6 protein-coding genes and 1 pseudogene are annotated in these 21,207 nt (G+C 37.9%); all 7 read left to right on the plus strand.

All coding sequences use genetic code 11. The features are described 5' to 3' along the window. Nucleotides 1-1,357 precede the first annotated feature (1,357 nt). A complete protein-coding gene (locus ACFIO5_RS07390) occupies nucleotides 1,358-5,743 on the plus strand; it encodes an autotransporter family protein (RefSeq protein ID WP_375705183.1) in 4,386 nt (1,461 codons plus the stop codon). Between the two features lie 677 nt (nucleotides 5,744-6,420). Beyond that, complete coding sequence (locus tag ACFIO5_RS07395) at nucleotides 6,421-9,546, plus strand: autotransporter family protein (RefSeq protein ID WP_375705181.1); 3,126 nt, start codon at nucleotides 6,421-6,423, stop codon at nucleotides 9,544-9,546. Between the two features lie 1,165 nt (nucleotides 9,547-10,711). Beyond that, nucleotides 10,712-13,537 (plus strand): autotransporter outer membrane beta-barrel domain-containing protein, encoded by a 2,826-nt coding sequence (locus ACFIO5_RS07400; RefSeq protein WP_375684152.1) that lies wholly within the window; start codon nucleotides 10,712-10,714, stop codon nucleotides 13,535-13,537. 445 nt (nucleotides 13,538-13,982) lie between these two features. After that, the gene (locus ACFIO5_RS07405; RefSeq protein WP_375701237.1) at nucleotides 13,983-17,333 is read left to right on the plus strand and encodes an autotransporter outer membrane beta-barrel domain-containing protein; all 3,351 of its coding nucleotides are present in this window, start codon (nucleotides 13,983-13,985) and stop codon (nucleotides 17,331-17,333) included. 542 nt (nucleotides 17,334-17,875) lie between these two features. Then, nucleotides 17,876-18,004 carry a hypothetical protein gene (locus tag ACFIO5_RS07410; RefSeq protein ID WP_375634810.1) on the plus strand — a complete coding sequence of 43 codons (129 nt, stop codon included), beginning with the start codon at nucleotides 17,876-17,878 and terminating at the stop codon, nucleotides 18,002-18,004. Nucleotides 18,005-18,032: 28 nt separating this feature from the next. Next, nucleotides 18,033-18,759: pseudogene (locus tag ACFIO5_RS07415) on the plus strand (autotransporter outer membrane beta-barrel domain-containing protein); the annotation flags it as partial. Between the two features lie 171 nt (nucleotides 18,760-18,930). After that, nucleotides 18,931-21,207 (plus strand): autotransporter outer membrane beta-barrel domain-containing protein (locus ACFIO5_RS07420; RefSeq protein WP_375705182.1); only part of this gene is annotated, 2,277 nt, incomplete at its 3' end.

Genomic DNA, 21,207 nt, shown 5'->3' on the forward strand with positions numbered 1-21,207 from the left:
TGGCGTTGGCGGTGTCCCTGGTGGTGTTGGCGTTGGCGGTGTCCCTGGTGGTGTTGGCGTTGGCGGTGTCCCTGGTGGTGTTGGCGTTGGCGGTGTCCCTGGTGCTAATACTCCTGCTTCTAGTGCTCGTGCTCCTGGTGCAAGTTCATGTTCTGATGGGAGTTTTAAGACCCTTAACTCTGTGCTCTGTTCTGATGGGAGTTCTCATACACTAAAGAGAAGTACTATTGGTGTGTTGAAATTTGGCGATAATGCTATGCATGCAACAGGACAGGTTACTCAGAAAGACGTGTATAAAGCAGGTGAGAAAGAAGTCTTGTATTTAGTTCGGGGGACAACTGTTGAGTTAGAGAAAGTGTCTATTAGGGGGAAGGCTTCTCCAGAAGGTAATGTTATTTTGAGTTCTAATGAAAATGATGATCCTAATAATTTGAATGGTTATCTTAATACAAAAATGGGGGCGGGGGTATTAGCAACGCTTAATTCAAAAGTTAAGCTAGAAAATTCAAGTATTAAGGAATTTATAGTCGGGGTTGATGCACAAAACGAAGGAAAGATTCATATGAAAGGTGGGCGGATCTATTATACTCAGATAGGAGCTGCTACTGATCTTGCGTCGTTTGTTTTTCTAGATAGAGTGAATTTTTATGCTGTTGGGGTTGGGTTGCACAGTTCTGGTAGATCTGGAATTATGATGCAATCTGGGTCGATTAATCTTGATAAAGGGGGGGTGGGAGTTGTAGCAGGGTATAAAGGGGTTGTAAAATTAGATGAGGTTAATATTAATATTAAAAAGGGGATAAGCGGGCGAAGTAGTGTTGATTCTACAGAAACTCCAAATCTTATTTTCTTTTCAGATGGGGGGGCTATTTCTTTTAATAAAGGAAGAGTTGAGAGTTCTGATGCAGTTGTTTTGTGGGTTACTCGTGGTATTGACGAGTTTTTAGTCGGTCCAATGGATGATCGTGCTTTCGGAGTTGGTGTTTTGGCGAATCGTTTTGTTATTGATACTAATCATAATGATAATGGTGATTCTATTTATACAAAAGATGATATGCTTGAAATGAATGCACTCTATGATGTTTATCACGTTATGGATGATGCTTCTGAAGATGTTCTCTCTACTCTAAACTGGACTGTAGGTAATAGCAATGCTTTGCAATATATGCAAAGTATTACGGGTGATAGGGAGAATAAAAATTATTTTAAGATTAAAGCTGATATTAAAGAATCAACTATTCAAATAACCGGAAAAGATTCTTATGGCATATATTTTAATACGGTATCTTCAGAAGATGAAAAAAAATCAGGTGAAGAAGTATCCGTAAGAAGTTACGATGATAATGAGAGCATGCAAATGGTTCTTTTAAAAAAAGCTACTCTTAGAATTCCAGAAGGTGTAGCTATTTATGGTGGTGATTTAAATGGTGCTGTCATTTTAGGAGAGGGTAGTGTTCTTTCGGGTGATCTATTTTTAAAAGCTGAAGCTCATTCTAATCTATTGGTGCATGCTCATAAATCTTCAATTATAGGTGAAGCTCGTGTTGATGAGAATGCAAATGCTGCACTTTATTTGTCTCATTCAGGATTGTATTTAACAAAAAGTATTCATCATAAACAATTGGAGAGAAATACAAATCGTATAGATTCAAAGCTTTCGTTTGTAGATCTTTCAGATAGTAGTATTGTATTTTTGCCTCCAAGAAGTGAAGATGAAGGTTATCAAACACTGCAAATTGGAAATAGACGAGATGAAAACACTCTAGGTAACGGTTTCCGTGCTCAGGGAGATGCCAGGCTTTATGTTAATGTGAATTTTGTTTCTAATAATTCAGATAATGTTAAGCTTGTGTCTGATAAGCTTTTGATTCATGGTGATGTTTCTGGAACAACGAAGGTGTATGTAAATGATACTTCTGTCATCACCACTTTAAATGACAAATTAGAAAATGGAGCGAAAGTTCAGCGTCAAGGTGTACAAAATCAAGATCAACGGGAGAAAAATAGAAAAAAACCTGCCTCTCTTCAAATTATTCAAGTTTATGGAGAAGCAGAAGAAGATTCTTTTAAACTTGCTAATGAATATGTTACATTGCAGGGATCACCTTATCAATATGTTCTTAGGGCTTCTGGTCCAATGCAATATAGTGCTACTGGTCCAATAAGATATTCCAGTAAACCAAGAAAACCTGAAAATAGACCTGAGATAGTGTGGACTTTCAGCTTAGAAAGTAAATTAGAAAATGGTGAGAGGCGGCAAAGTATAGCTCATGGACCTCGTAATCGTATTAGTCCTAAGACACCTTTTGTGCGACCTGTTGTTTTTGATGTTTCGTCATCTGAAGATGAAGGCACTGTGTCTGGGGTAAATAGTTCTTCAGGATTAGATTCTTCATTAGTACCTGATCAAGTTACTGCTTCTGTTTTGCCAGGGAATCCTGAAACACTTGGGAGATCTGATGTAGAAGAGGCTGATGTATCTGTTGGAAATTCTGTTACAACTTCTGAATCAGCAGGACATACTCCATCTGCTTCACTAAGAGTTTTGACAACTGAGGAGACTGTTGATGGAAGTGAAGATACTTCTCCTAATGGAATAGATAGTCAGAATGAAGTAGAAAATGCTACAGTGACCCACAGTGATATTGATACAGTTGATGTGAATAGTGATATTACAGAGGTTGGATTAATTCCGTCTCAGGCTGTTATATCTTCTGCTCCTCAGTCTTCTTTGTTAGGAAGTTCAGAGACTATAGAACCTACTACTTCTGGAAAAACTGGAAAGCCTAAGGCTTCTTCTTCCTTAGTTAATTCTAGTGCGTCTAAGCAAGAGAAGCCTGCATCTAAGGAGATGGGAGATAAACCTGTAGGGCGTGTTCTACTGTCTGTTGGAGGAGCCAATACACTTAGATCTGAATCGCAAAACCCTGGGGTTGTATATACTGTTACATCAACCAATGGTATAAAGCAGGAAGGTGGTTCTTCTCAATGTAGTGGAGATATGGGGAAAAATGGTGCGGAGAGATTGCAAGTTGCTTATTCTTGTGCCGATGGAAAATTACACACGATAACAGGACAAACACTGAAGGCGCGTGGGGATACTCAGCATTCTATGCATGCAAAGAGTAATACAGTTGTTAAGTTAGAAACTGCCACCATTGTTGGAGCAGAATCTGATAAAGGAAGTAATTTTGGTGTTACTCCATCAAAGTTTGTGAGTGCTGTGCTTGCAGAAGAAAAAGCAGAGATTGTTTTGGATAAAAACTCAACAATTCAATCTTCTGTAATTGGGCTTGAAGCTAAAAGTGGCGGAAAAATTAAGATGATTGGTGGAACAGTAGATGCGCTTTATGTGGGTGCTTTGGCAGGTTCTGGATCATCTGTTAATTTGAAGGATATGAAGATTAACGTAACGGGGAATTTTGCTTCAGCTGGTCTGGTGAGTCAGGCTGGTGAGATAACCATGGACACTGGAAAGATTGCTATTGAAAGAGGAGTGGCAGTAAGGTCGGAATCTGGAGGCAGCGTTAAGTTAGACAAAGTTAGCATTACTGCGAAAAAAGCGCAGAATAAGTTAGATTCAGCAGAGAATTTAGAGCGTGCAGCTTTTCTGGTGAGTGATAATGCTTCTGTTGATTTTAAGAACGGAAATGTTGTTACTGATGCCCATGCTGTGTGGGTTATGAAGAGTGGGGATGCTGTTGAGACGGGTTCTTCTAGGAGAAGGAGATCTTCTGACGTTCGTCCTACTATGAATCACGTAAATATCGAGTTTTCTACTGTTAAAGTGGAAGGTGACGGAGTCTACGGCATATATTTTGATGGGGGAACACAGAAGGAAGCGAGTCAACAAAATCGAAGTAAGGATTTAGCAACTGAGCAAACAAGTGTTGTTAAGCGGAGCGCTGTATCCAAACAGGAGAATGCAACTATAGGCGTAACGGGGGCAATTTCATTGAAAAAAACTGATTTTGAAGTTGCAAATGGTATAGCTATCTATGGTAATAATTCTGGTGGTCGTGTTTCATTAGAAAATAAAACAACCCTTGCTGGTGACTTGTTATTAAAAGCCGAGAATGATTCGAACATATTGGTTTCAGTTGATAATTCTATTGTTACAGGCAGTGTTCTCGTTGATAAAAATTCTTATGCAAAATTAGACTTGGCTAATAATTCACAGTGGATTCTAAAAAGAAGTGCACAGAGGAATTTGGGGACTCTAGATTCAGGATGTGTGGATTCATGCATTTCTTCTGTAAGTCTTGTAAATAGTGCTATTGATTTTGCACCTTCAGAATCTGAAGGAAAATATCAGACTCTCCATATTGGAAATGGGAAAGGAACTATTTATGCGGCACAGGGTAATACTGTAATTCATCTCAATGCACGTTTAAATCCTCGTGATCCGAGTGATCAGCAAGTCACTGATCGGCTTGTCATTCATGGTGATGTTTCTGGAAAAACAAAAATACATGTACGAGGTGATGCGGGCAATGTAGGAGATGGTAAAGCGAATGCCAAGATTGCTCATACTGTTTCAATTATTCAGGTCTATGGTCAAGCGAAGAAAGACTCTTTCCAACTCGATGGCAATTATGTTGCACTGAGAAACTCACCTTACAAATACACCCTTCGTGCTTATGCTCCAGAAGCGACTTCGAAACAGGAGCATGTTCAGCAGAAATTTGTTAAGGATGGTGGAGAATTTTGGAATTTCCGTTTAGAAAATCAGTATGTTAAGTCTGTTGGATCTGCTGCCCTTCCTGAACAATTTGTAAGGTCTGTTGTTCCACAGGTTCCAACTTATCTCAGCTTGCCTAATAGCGTATTCCACGCTGGTTTGATGGATATTAGCAATCAAAATAAGCAATTGGAGACGTTGCGGATGACTTCTACAGGAATGGTAGAGGTTCGTGAAAATCCTGCTTTATACTTGCGCGGCTATGGTGGAAGTTACCGTTATGCTTCAGATCTGTCCGCACTTGAATATGGTTATGACGGCGATCTTAGTTATAATGGTGTAGAGGCAGGTGTTTTGCTGCAAACTATTGAAAATGCTGATAGTGCTATATCCTTTGGCGTTATGGGAACTTATGGAAAACTTTCTCTGCAGCCTGTGAATGTTGAGTACAGTCAGAAGAGTGCATTTGATAAATGGACTGCTACGGTATATGGTAGCATGCAGCATAATGTTGGCTTCTATGTCGACGGTCTTTTATCCTATGGTCTGTTCAAAGGTGATGTTCTCACCCTTGCACGGGGTAAAACAGCAACATTAAAAGGTAATCCTTTGAGTGTTTCTTTAGCTGGTGGTCAGACAATTGCGACAGGATATAAGGGTTTTGTCTTTGATCCGCAGGTTCAGGTTGTGTATCAACATCTCCAGTTTAATAAAGCTCGTGATATTGACAATTTTGATATTGAAATGGGTAACCTTAATCAGTGGGTAGCACGTGTTGGTGGACGCTTAACCAAGATTCCTACAGGTTCTGAAGGCGTGAATGCTATTGCTTTCTATGGTAAGCTTTATCTTGCTCATGGTTTTGAAGGAAAACAGTCTGTGCATTTCAATGATGCTTTCAAGTTAGGAGCTTTTGGTTCTTCTCTAGAGGCTGGATTAGGTTTTAATGCCAAATTGTTGCCACAGTTCTCTCTGCATGCTGATATTCTCTATCAACATAAGCTTAATAAGGCTGGTTTTTCGGGAACAAGTTTTTCCGGAGGAGTACGTTATCAGTTTTAATATAAGGTACACTATGTACCTTTTTAGAAAAGGCAGCACATTGTGCTGCCTTTTTTCTTTATAACAACTTGTGTTATTCTTAAAAAATCTCGTCTTCTTTATTAAGCAAAAAAGACATAGTTTGTTTTATGCATGAGAGCACTTTTCTCCACTAAAGCGAATTTTCTTAAAATTTATGCTGCTACTGATGCGATTAGAGTGCCTCGCTTTTATCGGCTTTTTAAGCGTTCAGCAGACCGGTATGCGTTACGTTATCCTTTTTAGTACTGTATTGATATTATCTAATATAATATTTGATGTTTTCTAAAGCTCGTTTTTGAGAGTTTGTTTTCTACTGATTTAAGTCATTGTTTCATTCATCTCCTTGTGGATTAATTTTTAAAGATCACAAGGTTTGATTGTGTTTTTAATTAATTGCACGCACTGGTTTTATTTTTTCTTTACACGAAATACAGAATGCATTATACACTCATAAAGTGTGTTTTTGTAATTGTTCTCTTATAGGTGGTTTTGGCGTAGAGCTTTTGCCAAATTTATTGGGATAATTCATTACACAGTTCAGATGAGCATGAGGCATGTTCTTTTGTTACACTTTTCGTATTTTTGAGGTGTGCAATGGGGTGTTTTGTAAGTGCTTTTGTTTTTAATGAGAGGGGAAGGAAAGTTTCGAGGGAACTATGATTAAAGTTTTTAGAAATCATGTATGTTTATGTGCTTGTACAACAGCTATCCTCTCTTTGCTTCAAAATGGAAGAGAAGTGTATGCGGCTGCAGAGGGGAAGGATAGTAAACCTTATGTTATAAAGGTTATCCCAGTTGTCTCTGCTAATTCTTCTCCTCATCTTAGCGGGAGTAATAAGCATAAGCTTCCTGGAGAGAGTGGGGATAATTATTACCCTTCTAATATGATTAATGTTGGCAATAACGATGAGGGTATTCGTGGAGGAAATGATTATCGTCAGCTTAGTGGAGTGGAGGGATGGAATGGACATAAGGATAATGTAAATAACTCTGTTAAAGATGCAGACTCTGATGGAAGAGGAGTGAATCCTGGGTTTTATTACCATAGTGGGTTGTATTATGTATGTGATAATTGTGGGATAGATCCTAAAATTGATAATAAATCTTATACAATTACGAAAGAGAACTTTTCCAACTATCCTGTTGATCCTACTGCTATAACGGTGAAACGGATAGGGACCAGAGTTTATGGAGAGAATGTAACTGTTAGCAGTGAAGTTTCTGATAAATCTTTTTTGCGTGGTGTGGCTGTATCAGATGATGGAAAGATTGTTTTGAAAAAACCGACGCTTCAAAATACAAAGTTAGCTCTTTTCGCTCATAATGGGATAATTGAGATAAAGCAGGGGATTATAGAGGACAGTGATAGGGCTGTTGAAGCCGTGGGGAATTCATTGGTTATTTTAAAGGATACAAAAGTTAATACGCGTGATGGGAAGGTAAGTCTTTCCAGTTATAGCGGTGCAGATATCTGGGTGGAAGGTGGGGAGGTTAACTATACCAACAGTCATGGGATTTCTGCGATGTTGGGAGGCACGGTGATTCTCGATGGTGTTACTCTTACTGGAAAGGGACACAAAGACAAAAATGATGCAGCTTTTTTAATGGATGAAGGGGGACGTGTTGAGTTTACAGGGGGGACTATTAAGGTTGAGGATGCACATGGTATATTATTAGAAAATCCCGTCAAGTCTTTTAGTGTTGTACCAGAACGTTCTGACTCAAAAGATGAAACTGAAGATTTATCGAATAACTTTTATGTGACCGAGGCTAATTTTAAGTCTTCTTCTGTTACAGTAAAGGGTGAGGGATCTTATGGTATCTATTTTCAGGGAGAGAAGCCATGGAGCGAAGATGGGGATAAAAAAGAGGAGATTTCATTAGAGGAAGAAAAAGCTCCACCACGATTGGAAGTTGTTAATTTGGATACAACAGAGTTTTCTGTTTTAGACGATACGGCTCTTTATGGTAAAAACGTTATTTCTGGTGCGGTGAGTTTGATGAAAAGTACTCTTCGTTCAGGGGATTTTTTATTAAGAGCTGAGAAAGGGGCTTCTATAACGGTTTTGGCTGATGGTTCTACCCTTGAAGGTCGTACTCACGTTGATAAAAATTCTAATGCTGAGCTTTATTTAGGAGGTCATTCTACATGGATTTTACCACAACAGGTGCAAAAAGATCAACATGAGCCTGCAAATATCTCTTCTATTTCACTCGTTAGTCTTATGGGTGATAGCTCTATTAATTTTAAAAGACATGAATCTTCTTCTGCTGATGATTATCAAAATCTTCGTATTGGAAAGGGAAAGGGTGAGGTTTATAGAGCACGGGAAGGTGCCTCTATTTCCCTTAATACATACCTGAATAGTGGTGGTGCTCTTAATCATCAAAAGACTGATCGTGTTTTAATTCATGGTGATGTTTCGGGAAAAACAAAGCTCCAAGTGCATGGAGTTGCAGGAAGTCCAGGAGGATATACCGGAAAGGGGGGGAATGCTGAAGGTATTTCAATCATTCAGGTTTCTGGACAAGCAGAGCAAGATTCTTTTCAGTTGGAAGGTGGTTATATAGCACTAGATAAATTACCTTATCAGTATAAGCTTTATAGTTATGGTCCAGGATCTGAGTTTGGAAAAGCAAGCATGGATCAGAGATTAGTTGAAGGGAGCGGAGATTTTTGGGATTTCCGCCTTGAAAGTAGGTCTATAGATTCTGATGTTCAACCTAAACCAGATCCTGCTCCTAAGCCAATTCCGGGACCAGAACCTTCTCCAGAACCAGCTCCGGAGCCCCATCCTCGTCCTAAGCCGGGCGTTAAGGCTGTTGTTCCGCAGGTTCCGACTTATCTCCTTTTGCCTAATGCTTTACGTCATATTGGTTTGATGAATGTTAACAATCAAAATAAGCGGTTAGAAGCTTTGCGAATTACTTCTGGGGGCTTATTAGAAAGTCGTGAAAACCCTCTCTTTTTTGTGAGCGGTTATGGCGGCAATCATCGTTATACTTCAAATCTTTCCGCGCTTGAATATGGTTATGGCGGCGAGTTTAATTATAATGCCATAGAGGCAGGCGTTTTGCTGAAAGCAATCGAAAATATGTATGGTTCCACTTCTTTTGGAATTATCGGGGCTTACGAGAGATTTTCTTTGCAACCTTTGAATGTTGAGCAGAGTCAAAAAAGTACATTTGATAAATGGTCAGTTACGGCATATGGTGGTATGCAGCATGATGCAGGTTTTTACGTTGATGGTCTTGTGTCTTACGGCTTGTTTAAAGGTGATGTTCTAACAACTGCACGGGGCAAGACGGCAACATTAAAGGGTTTCCCTTTAAGTGCTTCATTAACTGCTGGTAAAACGTTTATGGTGGGGGAGGACGGTTTTGTTTTTGATCCGCAAGTTCAGGTTGTTTATCAATATCTTCAATTTAATAAGGTGCGTGATGTGGACGGCTTTGATATTGATTTAGGAAAACTTCATCAGTGGGTAGGGCGTGTTGGAGGACGTTTAACAAAGAGGCTGGTTGCTACTGATGAGGCTCAGGTTGTTTCTTTCTATGGCAAGCTTCATCTTGCTCATGGTTTTGAAGGAAAACAATTTGTGCATTTTAAAGATGCTTTTCAGCTAGGTGCTTTTGGTTCTTCATTAGAAACTGGATTAGGTTTTAATGCCCAATTATCTCAAAATTTTGCGCTTTACGGCGATTTGGTTTATCAGCACAAACTAACGAAAGCTGGTTTTTCTGGAACGAGTTTTTCAGGTGGATTGCGTTATCATTTCTAGTATTATTTCTGTTTTTGATTAATCTTTCAAAAAGCTACAAGTTATACTTGTGGCTTTTTCTCATTATCTATTCATTTTGTGTTATAGCATTTTTACGAGAGTGTGACTTTGCATATCTTTAATATGCTTTTAGGTTGGACTTATTTCGTTTTTTTGAAAAGTCTGAAGGCTTGTACGTTATCGTTTCAAAACGCGTATTTCAGAGTGATTATTATAATATTTTGATTTATAAAGATATTTTTAATTTAGGGTGCTGAAATATTTTCAATGCTCTTATGATGAATCCATAAAAAGCACTCCTGTTCATATTATATGTAAAATTAGCAAGTGGATAATCGTTTAAGAAAGGAGTCAATATAATTTTGGGAATTATATTAAGAGGAGAGGATTTACAATATTAGAAATTGGCAAAGACAAAGATGCTACTCAGGCACAATGAGGGCTGTATCCGATAAACTTGATATTATATCTGCTGTCGTTATGAAATGGGGATGGAAATATGAGATATATCTGAGAAAATTGGTGAATGAGAAACATAATGACGTATTGTTTTTTGAAAGTGTGTTTTCTTTAAATGCATAAATAAAAAGATGAAGTCATGTGTCATCTTCACTTTTTAAAATATGGCTCTGAATGTTTTTGAATATTGTAAAGTTGAATTAAAAGGAAAAGGTAAAATCGGAACTGATTTTTACACGTTCCTACTTTTTATTAGACTGTCTTACCATGAAGATTGCCTAAAAGGCATATGTGAACTCTTGTTTCTCAATTTTGGCATATGTTTTGTCTGCTTACAGAGTGTACACTGTTTCAATATAATATTATCGTAAGGATGTTGATTATATCCGTTCTGGCGGTGATTAGACGGCAGTTAAAGTAGGTGTTCTTAATGCATGTCAACTGACTAAGGGTGTTTTTGACTAACAACGTTAAAGGTGATTTTTCTGTCGTTCTTCAGTTGTATTTTTGCAAATTCTTTATAAAAGCGACAGATTTAGATTGTATTTTCGAGTAATTTTTTAATTCCATATTTACATAAAACACAAAAAATAGTAATAAGCTCAAAATATTAAAACCTAAACGTATTAAATATTTTTCTTTTGGTTAAGTTTTTTGATACGTTATGTATAGATCTTAGTAAGAAGAGGGGGATTATGGTGGAATTATGGTCAATCTATTTAAAAATCGCTTCTCCTTATGTACTTTTACAACGGCACTTCTTTTTTTGACACACAATGTTGGTGTTTTTGCACGCAATGCTGAATCTCAGGTTATCTCTGGAAAAAAGCAGTCTTCATGTGATCAGAATGCAGCATTTTATCAGTGTTCTGATGGTGAAGAGCACGAAATTAATAATAAAGTTTATTCGCTAATGGATAAAAATGTTAATGGTGTTCATGGAGCCATGGAGGCGTCTAAGGAAGGTACAATTATTCGTGGCAAGAATATAACTGTTAAGGGTATTTTGGATGAAAAGAATAACTCGGAAAACAATTTTTGGAAATATGGAGTAAAGGTATCAGAAAAGGCGACCGTCGTTCTGAGCGATTCCACGTTGAGTGGGGTTTTAGTGGGGGTGGAAGCTCAAGGTGGATTCATCGTAATGTCTGGTGGATCGATTGATGCAATCAAAACGGGGGCTTTTGCAGAAGGAAAATCTCGAAGTGGTGTTGATTTAACGAATACGCAAATTAGCCTAGGGAGTGTTGGGGTTAAAGCAGGAGAAAAAGGATATTTTATTTTAGAGGGTGTTTCTATTACCGGCAAGGGTAGTGCCGGCAAGGATGATCAAGGGCTGGATGCAGGTCGTCAGGCAGCTTTTCATATATCTGAAGATGGTTATGTTCAGTTTATGAAAGGGTCTGTTGATGTTACTGATGCTCATGGGCTTTTATTGCAGGGAGATAAAGGTTCTCAGATTAATATTGGAGATTCCAATATTACAGTGAAAGGTAATGCATTTTATGGTATGCATTTTGAAGGTAAGGCAGCATCAGAAGGTTCGTCAGAGGGAAAATCATTGCGCGTTGATTTGAAAAAGACGCGTTTTGTCGTTCCAGATAGTATAGCTGTTTATAGCAGTCAATCTGGAAAGTCTAAAATATTTTTAAAGGAAACAAAGCTTTTTGGAGATTTATTGCTGAAGGCTGATCGTAACTCTTCTATAGAGGTTGTTGCTGATGTTTCTGCACTTGTCGGTCAAACTCAGGTTGATAACAGTTCTAAAGTCGACCTTATCTTGAGAAATAATTCACAGTGGGCTTTATTGCAACCAAGACAGAAAAAATTACAAGATCCTAATTATAGAGGTGTTTCATTTATTTCATCGGTACATCTTTCTAATAGTTCCATTACTTTTGAAAAACCAAAGTCTAGTACTGATCATGCATATCAAACGCTTTATATTGGAAAAGGAACAGGTATTGTTTATCAGGCTTTTGGTGATGCTTGGATTCATTTGAATGCACGTTTAGATCCTAGTGATACAAGTGATCATCAAGTAACGGATCGTCTTCTCATTCATGGTGATGTTAAGGGAAGAACTATAGTCCATATACAAGGGGTTGCGGGAGGTTTAGAAGAAAAAAACGAAAAAGCGCATAGTGTTTCAATTATTCAAGTTTATGGAGATGCATCGCCTGACTCTTTTCAACTGAATGGGCAGTATGTTGCATTAGAGGGGGCGCCTTATAAATATGTTCTTCGTTCTTATGGACCCAAAGCTACTGGAGGGGAGGAGCATGTTAAACAGAGATTTGCTTTGAATGGAGGAGCATTTTGGAATTTTCGTTTAGAAAATGAATATGTTCAGACACCTGCTGTTTCTAAAAGCACTCCTATGGTTTCTAAACGTACACCTCCTGCACGTGCTTCTTTTGAGGATATTGTTCCAGCATCTTCTGAGGAGGTTGTTCCAGCATCTTCTGAGGAGGTTGTTCCAGCGCCTTCTGAGGAGGTTGTTCCAGTGTCTTTTGCAGATAGTCTTTCTAAAATTGAAAATGTTTCTCCGTCTCGACGAGGTGTAAGATCTGTTGTTCCTCAGGTACCAACTTATCTCCTTTTGCCGAATAGTTTGTTCCACGCTGGTTTGATAGATATTAGCAATCAAAACAAGCAGCTGGAGACAGTACGGACTAATCCTAGTGGAATGTTGGAAATTCGTGAAAATCCTGCTTCATTTTTGCGTGGCTATGGTGGAAGTTATCGTTATGTTTCAGATTTATCTGCGCTTGAATATGGTTATGGGGGGGATCTAGGGTACTATGCGCTAGAGACAGGTGTTTTGCTACAAAAAATTGAAAATGTTGACAGTGCTATATCCTTTGGGGTTATGGGGGCTTATGGAAAGCTTTCTCTACAACCTCGAGATGTTGCACAAAGCCAAAAAAGTACATTTGATAAATGGACTGCTACAGTTTATGGCAGTATGCAGCATGATGTAGGATTCTATGTTGATGGTTTGTTATCTTATGGTCTGTTTAAGGGAGATGTTCTGACAACTGCGCGGGGTAAAACGGCAACATTGAAGGGTAACCATTTAAGTGTTTCCTTGATGAGTGGTCAGAAAATTGCCACAGGATATGAAGGTGTTGTTTTGGATCCACAGGTTCAGGTTGTTTATCAGCATCTTCAATTTAATGCGGCTCGTGATATTGATAATTTTAATATTGAGATGGATAAATTTGATCAATTGATGGTGCGTATGGGTGGTCGCTTGATAAAGACTCTTACTGCGTCTGAAAAAGATCGTGATGTTTCTTTTTATGGAAAGATTCATTTTGCCCATGATTTTGGAAAAGAAAGGTCTGTGCGCTTTAAAGATTCTTTCCAGTTAGGGGCTTTTGGTTCTTCTCTAGAGGCTGGATTAGGTCTTAATGCTCGCTTGTCTCAAAAATTTGCGCTTCATGGTGATTTGGTTTATCAGCATAAGTTGAGTAAAGGTGGTTTTTCTGGAATCAGTTTTTCTGGTGGATTGCGCTATCGTTTTTAGGATGATCATCTTGAGGTAAGTTGTTTAAAAAACCACAAGCCATGCTTGTGGTTTTTTATTATTTGTTTGCAACTTTTTAAATAAGTTTTTTAAAAAAATGTTTTTTTTGCATGAGCAAGTTTTTTTCTTTTTAGAAACGAGATAAGGCTTTCTGGTTTGCAGTTTTTGCTTCTTATGCTGTTTTTCTTCTTTGAGTTTATTTTTATTAAATTCTCTTGAAATCACTGCTTTGGGGTGGAATTTTTATTTCTATCTATATTTTTACGCGTTTTTATAAATAATACAATTTTAAATTGTGATATTTTGGGATTCTTGCTTTACATAAAATATAGGGTGGATATATAAAATACAAAACGTATTTTAAATTATCACGCGTAACCAAAGTTATTAAACAGAACGCGTGTTTTTTGTTTTTAGAGAAGGGGAAGAAAGTTTGTAGAAAATTATGTTTAAAAATCATCTCTCTTTATGTCATTTTACAACGGTTATTTTTTTCTTTGTATACAATACTGATGCAGGTGAGATTTCTTCTGAGAAGAAGCAATATTCATGTAACGAAAGCGCCTCATTTTATCGCTGTAATGATGGTAAAACGCATGAAATTGCCAAGAAAACTTATCAACTTACGGGTGAAAGTTCTGATGCTGCCATAGAGGCATCAGGGAAAAATACAGTCATTGAGGGAGAGGCTATAATCATTAACGGTGTTTCGAATGCAAATGGCCATTCAGAAACAAACGCTTGGACAACAGCTGTAAAGTCCTCAAATGGGGGAGGCATTGCTCTATTTGATTCCATGTTAAATGATGTGTCGATAGGGGCCGATATTAATGATGAGGGAGCTTTTGAGATGCAGAATGGGGTGATTAAAGCAACCAGAATGGGGATCAGTGTTGGGGGTAAAGGGTCGTTTGTTTCTTTGACCAAGACAGAGATTAAGACATCTTCTGATGCGATAGGTCTTTTGAGTCATAATGGTGCAAAAATTTATATGAAAGGAGGAAAAATTGATTTTGCTGATGATATTGGTGTTCAAACAGGAGGCGATGGAGAAATTAATTTAGAGGGCGTTTCTATTACTGGGAGGGGGAAACAGGGAACAAATACAGATAATCATCGTGAAGGTTCTGCTTTTAGTATGCTTCAGGGGAAAGGCTCTCTTAATTTCCAGAAGGGAAACGTTAATGTCGACAATGTTCATGGCATTGTAGTGCAGGGGAATAACCATAATGCTGCTCATATAAAATATTCCAATGTTTTTGTGAGAGGGAATGGATTTAATGGCATGCACTTTTTTTGGGAAGCTGTCTTAAATGATAAAAAAACAATTATACCTGGAAAAGGGACTGTCCATTTGACAAAGACAACTTTTATGGCTCCAGAAAGTACGGCTATTTATAGCCGCGAATTCGAAAGTTCTGTTAAACTCTTACAAAATTCAAAAATTTCTGGAGATTCACTCCTGAAAGCTGTTGAGCGTTCTAATGTAAAGATTGAGGCTGATGCTTCTACCCTTGTAGGAGGCGCACATGTTGATGAAAGTTCTACAGCTAAGATAGATTTAAAAAATGGTTCAAAGTGGATTTTATCGCGACCAAAATATGACAAATTGCAAAATTCTGATGCTTCTGGTTCTAATTTAGGGGACTATTCCTTCATTTCATCGGTCAATCTTACGGATAGTTCTCTTGTTTTTGAAGAATTAAAATCTAAAACAACAGATGGTTATCAGACACTTCTCATCGGAAAAGGATCTGGGACTGTCTATAAAGCGCATGGTGATGTGAATCTTTATCTTAATGCATATTTGGATCAAGGGGGAGAGCTTGAAAAGCAAAAAACTGACCGGCTTTTAATCAATGGTGATCTTGAAGGAAAAACGACAGTCCATGTGTATAGTGTTCCTGGAAGCTCAGGGGCATTGACGGGAGAGGGCGGTAATAATCAGGGGATTTCCATTATTCAGGTTTATGGAAAAGCCATGGAAGATTCTTTTCAGTTAAATGGGGGGTATGTCACACTTGAAGCCTCTCCCTATCTGTATCATCTTAAGAGTTATGGTCCAAGCTCTTCTTTAGGGGCGGCAGATTCCAATCAAAGAGTGCTTAAAAATTCTGGAACATTTTGGGATTTCCGCCTTGAAAGTAAATTTGTTGATTCCACTAAAGTTTTTCCTGTTCTTGATTTGGTTGTCCCCCCTTCTTCTGATGATATTCCTTCTTTTCCTAAAATTCATCCTAATATTACTGGAGGTGAGGATGGTTCTATTGATTCTAACTCTCAGCAAAAACCTCAGGAGCCAAGTCTTTCTTCTCCTGTAGATTCTCCTGGTAGGGATTCCCATCTTGCGACCACACCTAATGTATCTGATGTTTTTGTGCTTGAGATCCCCAATCCTCTTTCCTCTCTTGCACCTGTTGTTCCCGCTATTGCTGAATCTAATCCAGTTGCTCCACCTGCATCTGGTTCACTTGTTCCGCCATCTGTTTCACCCACCCCTTCTGTTGTTGCCCCAGTTGCATCTGGTTCACCTGTTCCGCCGCATGTTTCACCCACTCCTTCTGTTGTTGCCCCAGTTGCGTCTGGTTCACCTGTTTCGCCGTCTGTTTCACCCACTCCTTCTGTTGTTTCCTCAGTTGCATCTATTTCACCTGTTCCGTCATCTGTTTCACCCACTCCTTCTGTTGTTTCCCCAGTTGCATCTGGTTCACCTGTTCTGTCATCTGTTTCACCCACTCCTTTTGTTGTTACTCCACCTGCGTCTGGTTCTTCTGTTTCGGCATCTGTTTTTGAGCTTTCTTCTCATTTTGAGCCAAATGTGAGAGTCGTTGTTCCACAGGTTTTGACTTATATTCTTGTGCCAAATACCTTATTTTATGCTGGATTGATGGATATCAGTAATCAAAGCAAGCAGTTGCAAGCGCTGCGAACTGTTTCTGGTCGGTTGTTGAAAAATGATGAAAATCCCGCTTTGTTTTTGCGCGGTTACGGTGGACATCATCATTATACTTCAAATTTGTCTGCATTTAAATATGGTGATTATGGCGGTGAGCTTGATTATAATGCACTAGAGGCAGGTATTTTACTCAAGAAAATCGAAAGTGCATACAGTACGACATCTTTTGGGATTATGGGAAATTATGGCAAACTTTCGTTGCAGCCTCGAAAGGTTAAACAAAGTCAAGAAAGTATATTTGATAAATGGACAATCACAGCATATGGAAGCATGCAGCATGATACGGGTCTCTATATGGATGGTCTCTTCTCTTATGGTTTGTTTAATGGAAATGTTCTCACACTTGAGCGAGGTAAAACGGCTGCATTGAGAGGGAAGCCCCTAAGTGTTTCTTTAACTGCTGGTAAAACGTTTATGATAGGCAGCCGATATTTTATTTTTGAACCACAGGTTCAGTTTGTTTATCAAAATCTCCAGTTTCAGAAGACTCGTGATATTAATAATTTTAATATTGATATGCGAAGCCCAGATCATTGGGGGATGCGTATTGGTGGGTATTTAACGAAGACACTTACATTTACTAAAGATAAAGATGCACATGTTCTTTCATTCTATGGTAAGCTTCATTTCATTCGTAGTTTTGATGATAAACAATTTGTATATTTTAAAGATGCCTTCCAGCTTGGTTCCTTTGGGACTTCTTTAGAAGCTGGATTTGGTGTTTTTTCGCAATTATCTCCCAAAATTATTTTTCATAGCGATCTGATTTATCAGCATAAATTTACGAGTGACGGCTTTTCCGGAACGCATTTTTCTGGTGGATTAAGGTATCATTTTTAATTGTATTTTTCTTTAATACATCCTTTGTGAAAGACATAAGCACAAAACATGGTTTTGTTGTGTCGTTTTTCTGATTTTTGACTTTACATATAATACAAAACAAATTATATGTAACGGCACATAATAAGAATAATACGTAGATGAACCAGGTGTGTCTTTTCAGTTTTTTATGAAGATAAAATAAAGGAAGTTTAGACTAAATTATGATTAAAGTACTAAAACGCTATGTGTGTGTGTTCTCTTACGACCTCTATTTCTTTCTTCGTGCACAATATAGATGTGAGTGTAGAAGATTATAACCCCTCGTGTAATTCTCTTTTTAAGTCGTATGCGTGTGATACAGTTGATGCTTCTCGTACTTTTGGAAGTCGTAATAAGTTATATATGAGTGGATTGGATAGGAGGGCTACAGGTGTTATTTTTACAATACGAACTCATAACATAGTTATTAAGCCGCAAAAAAGTAAAGGGGAAAAAGGCTTTCAGGAACTGATGGAATTTTAGAATTAAAGAGATCTGAGAAGATTACATCAGCAGTGGTTGTGTCAAAAGATAATAAAGCTTCTTTTAAAAAGAGTTCTATTACAGGAAATGGCGAAAAGAAAAGTGGTAGAAATGCTACGTTATCTCAATCTGTGTTTGGTGTGAAGCAGGGTGGTTCTTTCCTTTGATGAAGGTAAGATTCAGGTTTCTAATGTTCATGGTATAGAGGCAAGTGTCTTGCTCAATGCGATTGAGGATACACATCACACTTTGAGCTTTGGAATAAGGGAGAATATGGAAAAAAATTCTCTACAACCTCAAGATGTTAAAGAAAGCAAAAAAGTACATTTGATAAATAGTCTATTACAGTATATGGCAGCATGCAGCATGATACAGGCTTTTATATAGATGTCCTTTTTTCCTATGGTTTATTTAAAGGGGATGTTCTGACGCAAGCGAGAGGCAAGACAGCAACATTGAAGGAAACGCCTTTGAGTGCTTCATTGATTGCGGGCAAGTCATTTATGACAAGGGCATAAAGGGGTTATTTTTGATCCGCAGGTTTAGGTTATTTATCAAAATGTGCGGTTTGATAAGGCGTCTGATATTGATGGTTTTGATATTGAGATGGGAAAACTTGATTTGTGGGTGATGCGTGTTGGTGGTCTTTAAGAAAGATGCTTGCTGCTTTTGAAGAGGCTCTTGTTGTTTCTTTCAATTGCGAGCTTTAGCTTGCCATTAGTTTTAGAGGAAAACAACGTGTGCGGTTTGGAGATGAATTCCAATAAGGGCTTTTGGCTCTTCTCTAGAAACTGGAATGAGATTGAAGGCTCAGTTGTCTTCAAACTTTGCTTTGCATGGAGATGTAACTTATCAGCATTGCCTTAGAAAAGGTGGTTTTTCAGGGATTATTTTTTCAGGCGGTTTATACTATCGTTTTTAGGTGCCTATGAAATATAGAGTAATTTTTACATAAGTTATAGAGTGTTTTATGAAGTATAAAGTGATTATTTAAGTTTTATAATTGCTATTGTTAGTGTGTTTAACTTAATGTTATGGGGAATGTTTTTTATTTTTAACTAACAGGGGAGAAAGGCAAATTGGGAATAAAGTTATGGTTAATGTATTAAGCGGGTATAGATTTTTATTTATTACAACGGCTATTGTTTCTTTTTTGCCAATCGTGAGTGTTAATGCGAATCCTAATAATTTAGGAACTTCCTGTAATGTATCAGGGAGTTTTTTTACATATAGCGATAGTAAAAAACATACGATAAGTAATAAAAATTATACTCCTTCTGTCTCTTCTCTAGATGATTTTATTGCTGTCTTCTCTATAGAAAAAGAGGGAACTGTTTTAAATTTATTAGAGACAAATATTATCTCGCATAGGCCAAAGCAGTCATTTTTATATAGTGCATCTGTAAAAGATGATGGCAAGCTTGTTCTAACCAATTCAAATATTAAGGATATGTCCGGTTTTCGTGTTCAGAACGGGCAAGTTGTGATGAATAGAGGGAAGATTGAAGGTAGTTTGCAAGCTGTATGTGCAGAAGGAAAAAAAACCGATATTGCTTTAGTGAGCGTAAATATTGATATTGTATCAGATAATTTGAATGCAAAAGGGATTGGATTTGTTAGTAGTTCTGATGCATTCATTAGGATGTCAGGCAGTACTATTACTTTTAATGAGATTGGTGCGTTTTCAACACAATTTGGGGGAAAATATCTTATTGATACAACCAATATTCAGGGAAAAGGTAAGAAACACACGATTGTAGTTGATAATGAAAGTATTGATGAATTTCCAAGAGCTTTTGACATATCACAGGGTGGTAATGTTCAATTACGTGGTGATTTTATTCAGCTCACTGATATGCATGGCTTCTTGATTACGAATTTTGCAGGTTATGCAGATGCTGAAGGTAAATTGGTTCAAGAATACGCTTCATCAAATGAGTTTAAAAAGACAAATATTAAGATTGAAGGTACAGAAATTTCTGTTCAGGGTGAGGGAGTATACGGTCTGTATTTTTATGGATTAGGCCCAGATGTATGGGGTGATATGTTTAAGGTAGGGAGTGAAAAACTTTCAAAAGTAGAAAAAATTGTTTGGGGTGAAGCATCTTTGCATTTGTCACAGACAACTTTTTCAGTTCCCGATGGTATTGCCATTTATAGTACGGGAGATGATATTTATGGAGCTGAAGCTACCATTGAATTAACAGAAAGGACAAAGATCTCTGGTGATTTATTGTTAAAGGCTCAAAATAATTCTTCTCTATTGGTGAAAGCAAAGGATTCTATCCTTACAGGGGGTATTCGTGTTGAGGATGCATCAACTGTTCACTTAGAATTAACAAATGGCTCTGCATGGTATCTCACCAAAAGAAAACATACAGATTTACTGGAATCTCTTCCTGTAGATTCATTACTTTCGTCTATAAGCATTTCTGATAGCACAATTTTTTTTGATAAATTTATATCTCAAGATTATCAAACGCTATATATTGGAAAAGTATATATTGAGAAAGGAAGTAATCTAAATGACATAAATCCAATAGAGGGGATACAATATGATAAAGAAGCCTATAATGCAAAGGGAAATGTGCAGATTAAGATGAGTGCGTTTGTGAATAATGACGGCTCGTTTAATCCTCAAAAAACTGATCGTATTTTGATCTACGGGAATGTTTTGGGAAGTACACTGCTCATGATGGAGAAATTTTCCAAAACCTTAGAAGGAGAAGCTGGCAATAAAGGAAGTCAAAGTATTTCACTTGTTCAAGTTGCTGGGACAGCAGAGGAAAGTTCTTTTAAGTTAGCCAATAGTTATACTACGGTGAATGGATTTCCTTATCAATATAAACTTCGTGTCTATGGTCCAAGTTCTTCTTCTGGAAATGCAGATCCAAAGAATAGATTGGTTGTTGGAGAAGGGGATTTTTGGGATTTTCGTCTCGAAAGTGTTTACATTGGTCCTGAATTAGATTCTTCTGAAACTGCTTCTAAGCCAACATCTACAGTTTTACCTCCTCAATCTGAAGAAGAGACGGTTCCTTCTAAACGACCAACAGAGACTATTTCACCTGAACAACCCCCTTCTGTTGAGCCTCCACTTATACCATCTACACCTTCTTTGCCTGAAGGATCTGAACCGTCTGAAACATTTATCCCTACGGATTCGACGCTGACTCCTTCTGCACCAGTTCCGTCTGAGCCTCCCTCTGTACCAACAGTTCCGGAGGCTCCTTCTGCTGTGCAACCTATGCCTGCACCGTTTGTTCCAGTTGAAGATTCTACTAATGATGTTCTGCCATCTGAGCCCTCTGCTCCGGAGGACACTTCATCTCTGGATACTGTTTCTCCTCCTTCTGCCCCTGTTGAACCA

It is taken from the genome of Bartonella sp. AA86SXKL (assembly GCF_042196885.1).

Coding starts and splice junctions, on each gene's coding strand:
- ACFIO5_RS07390 (WP_375705183.1), top strand. CDS start 1,358: ATGGTTCTTTTAAAAAAAGCTACTCTTAGAATTCCAGAAGGTGTAGCT.
- ACFIO5_RS07405 (WP_375701237.1), top strand. CDS start 13,983: ATGTTTAAAAATCATCTCTCTTTATGTCATTTTACAACGGTTATTTTT.
- ACFIO5_RS07400 (WP_375684152.1), top strand. CDS start 10,712: ATGGTCAATCTATTTAAAAATCGCTTCTCCTTATGTACTTTTACAACG.
- ACFIO5_RS07395 (WP_375705181.1), top strand. CDS start 6,421: ATGATTAAAGTTTTTAGAAATCATGTATGTTTATGTGCTTGTACAACA.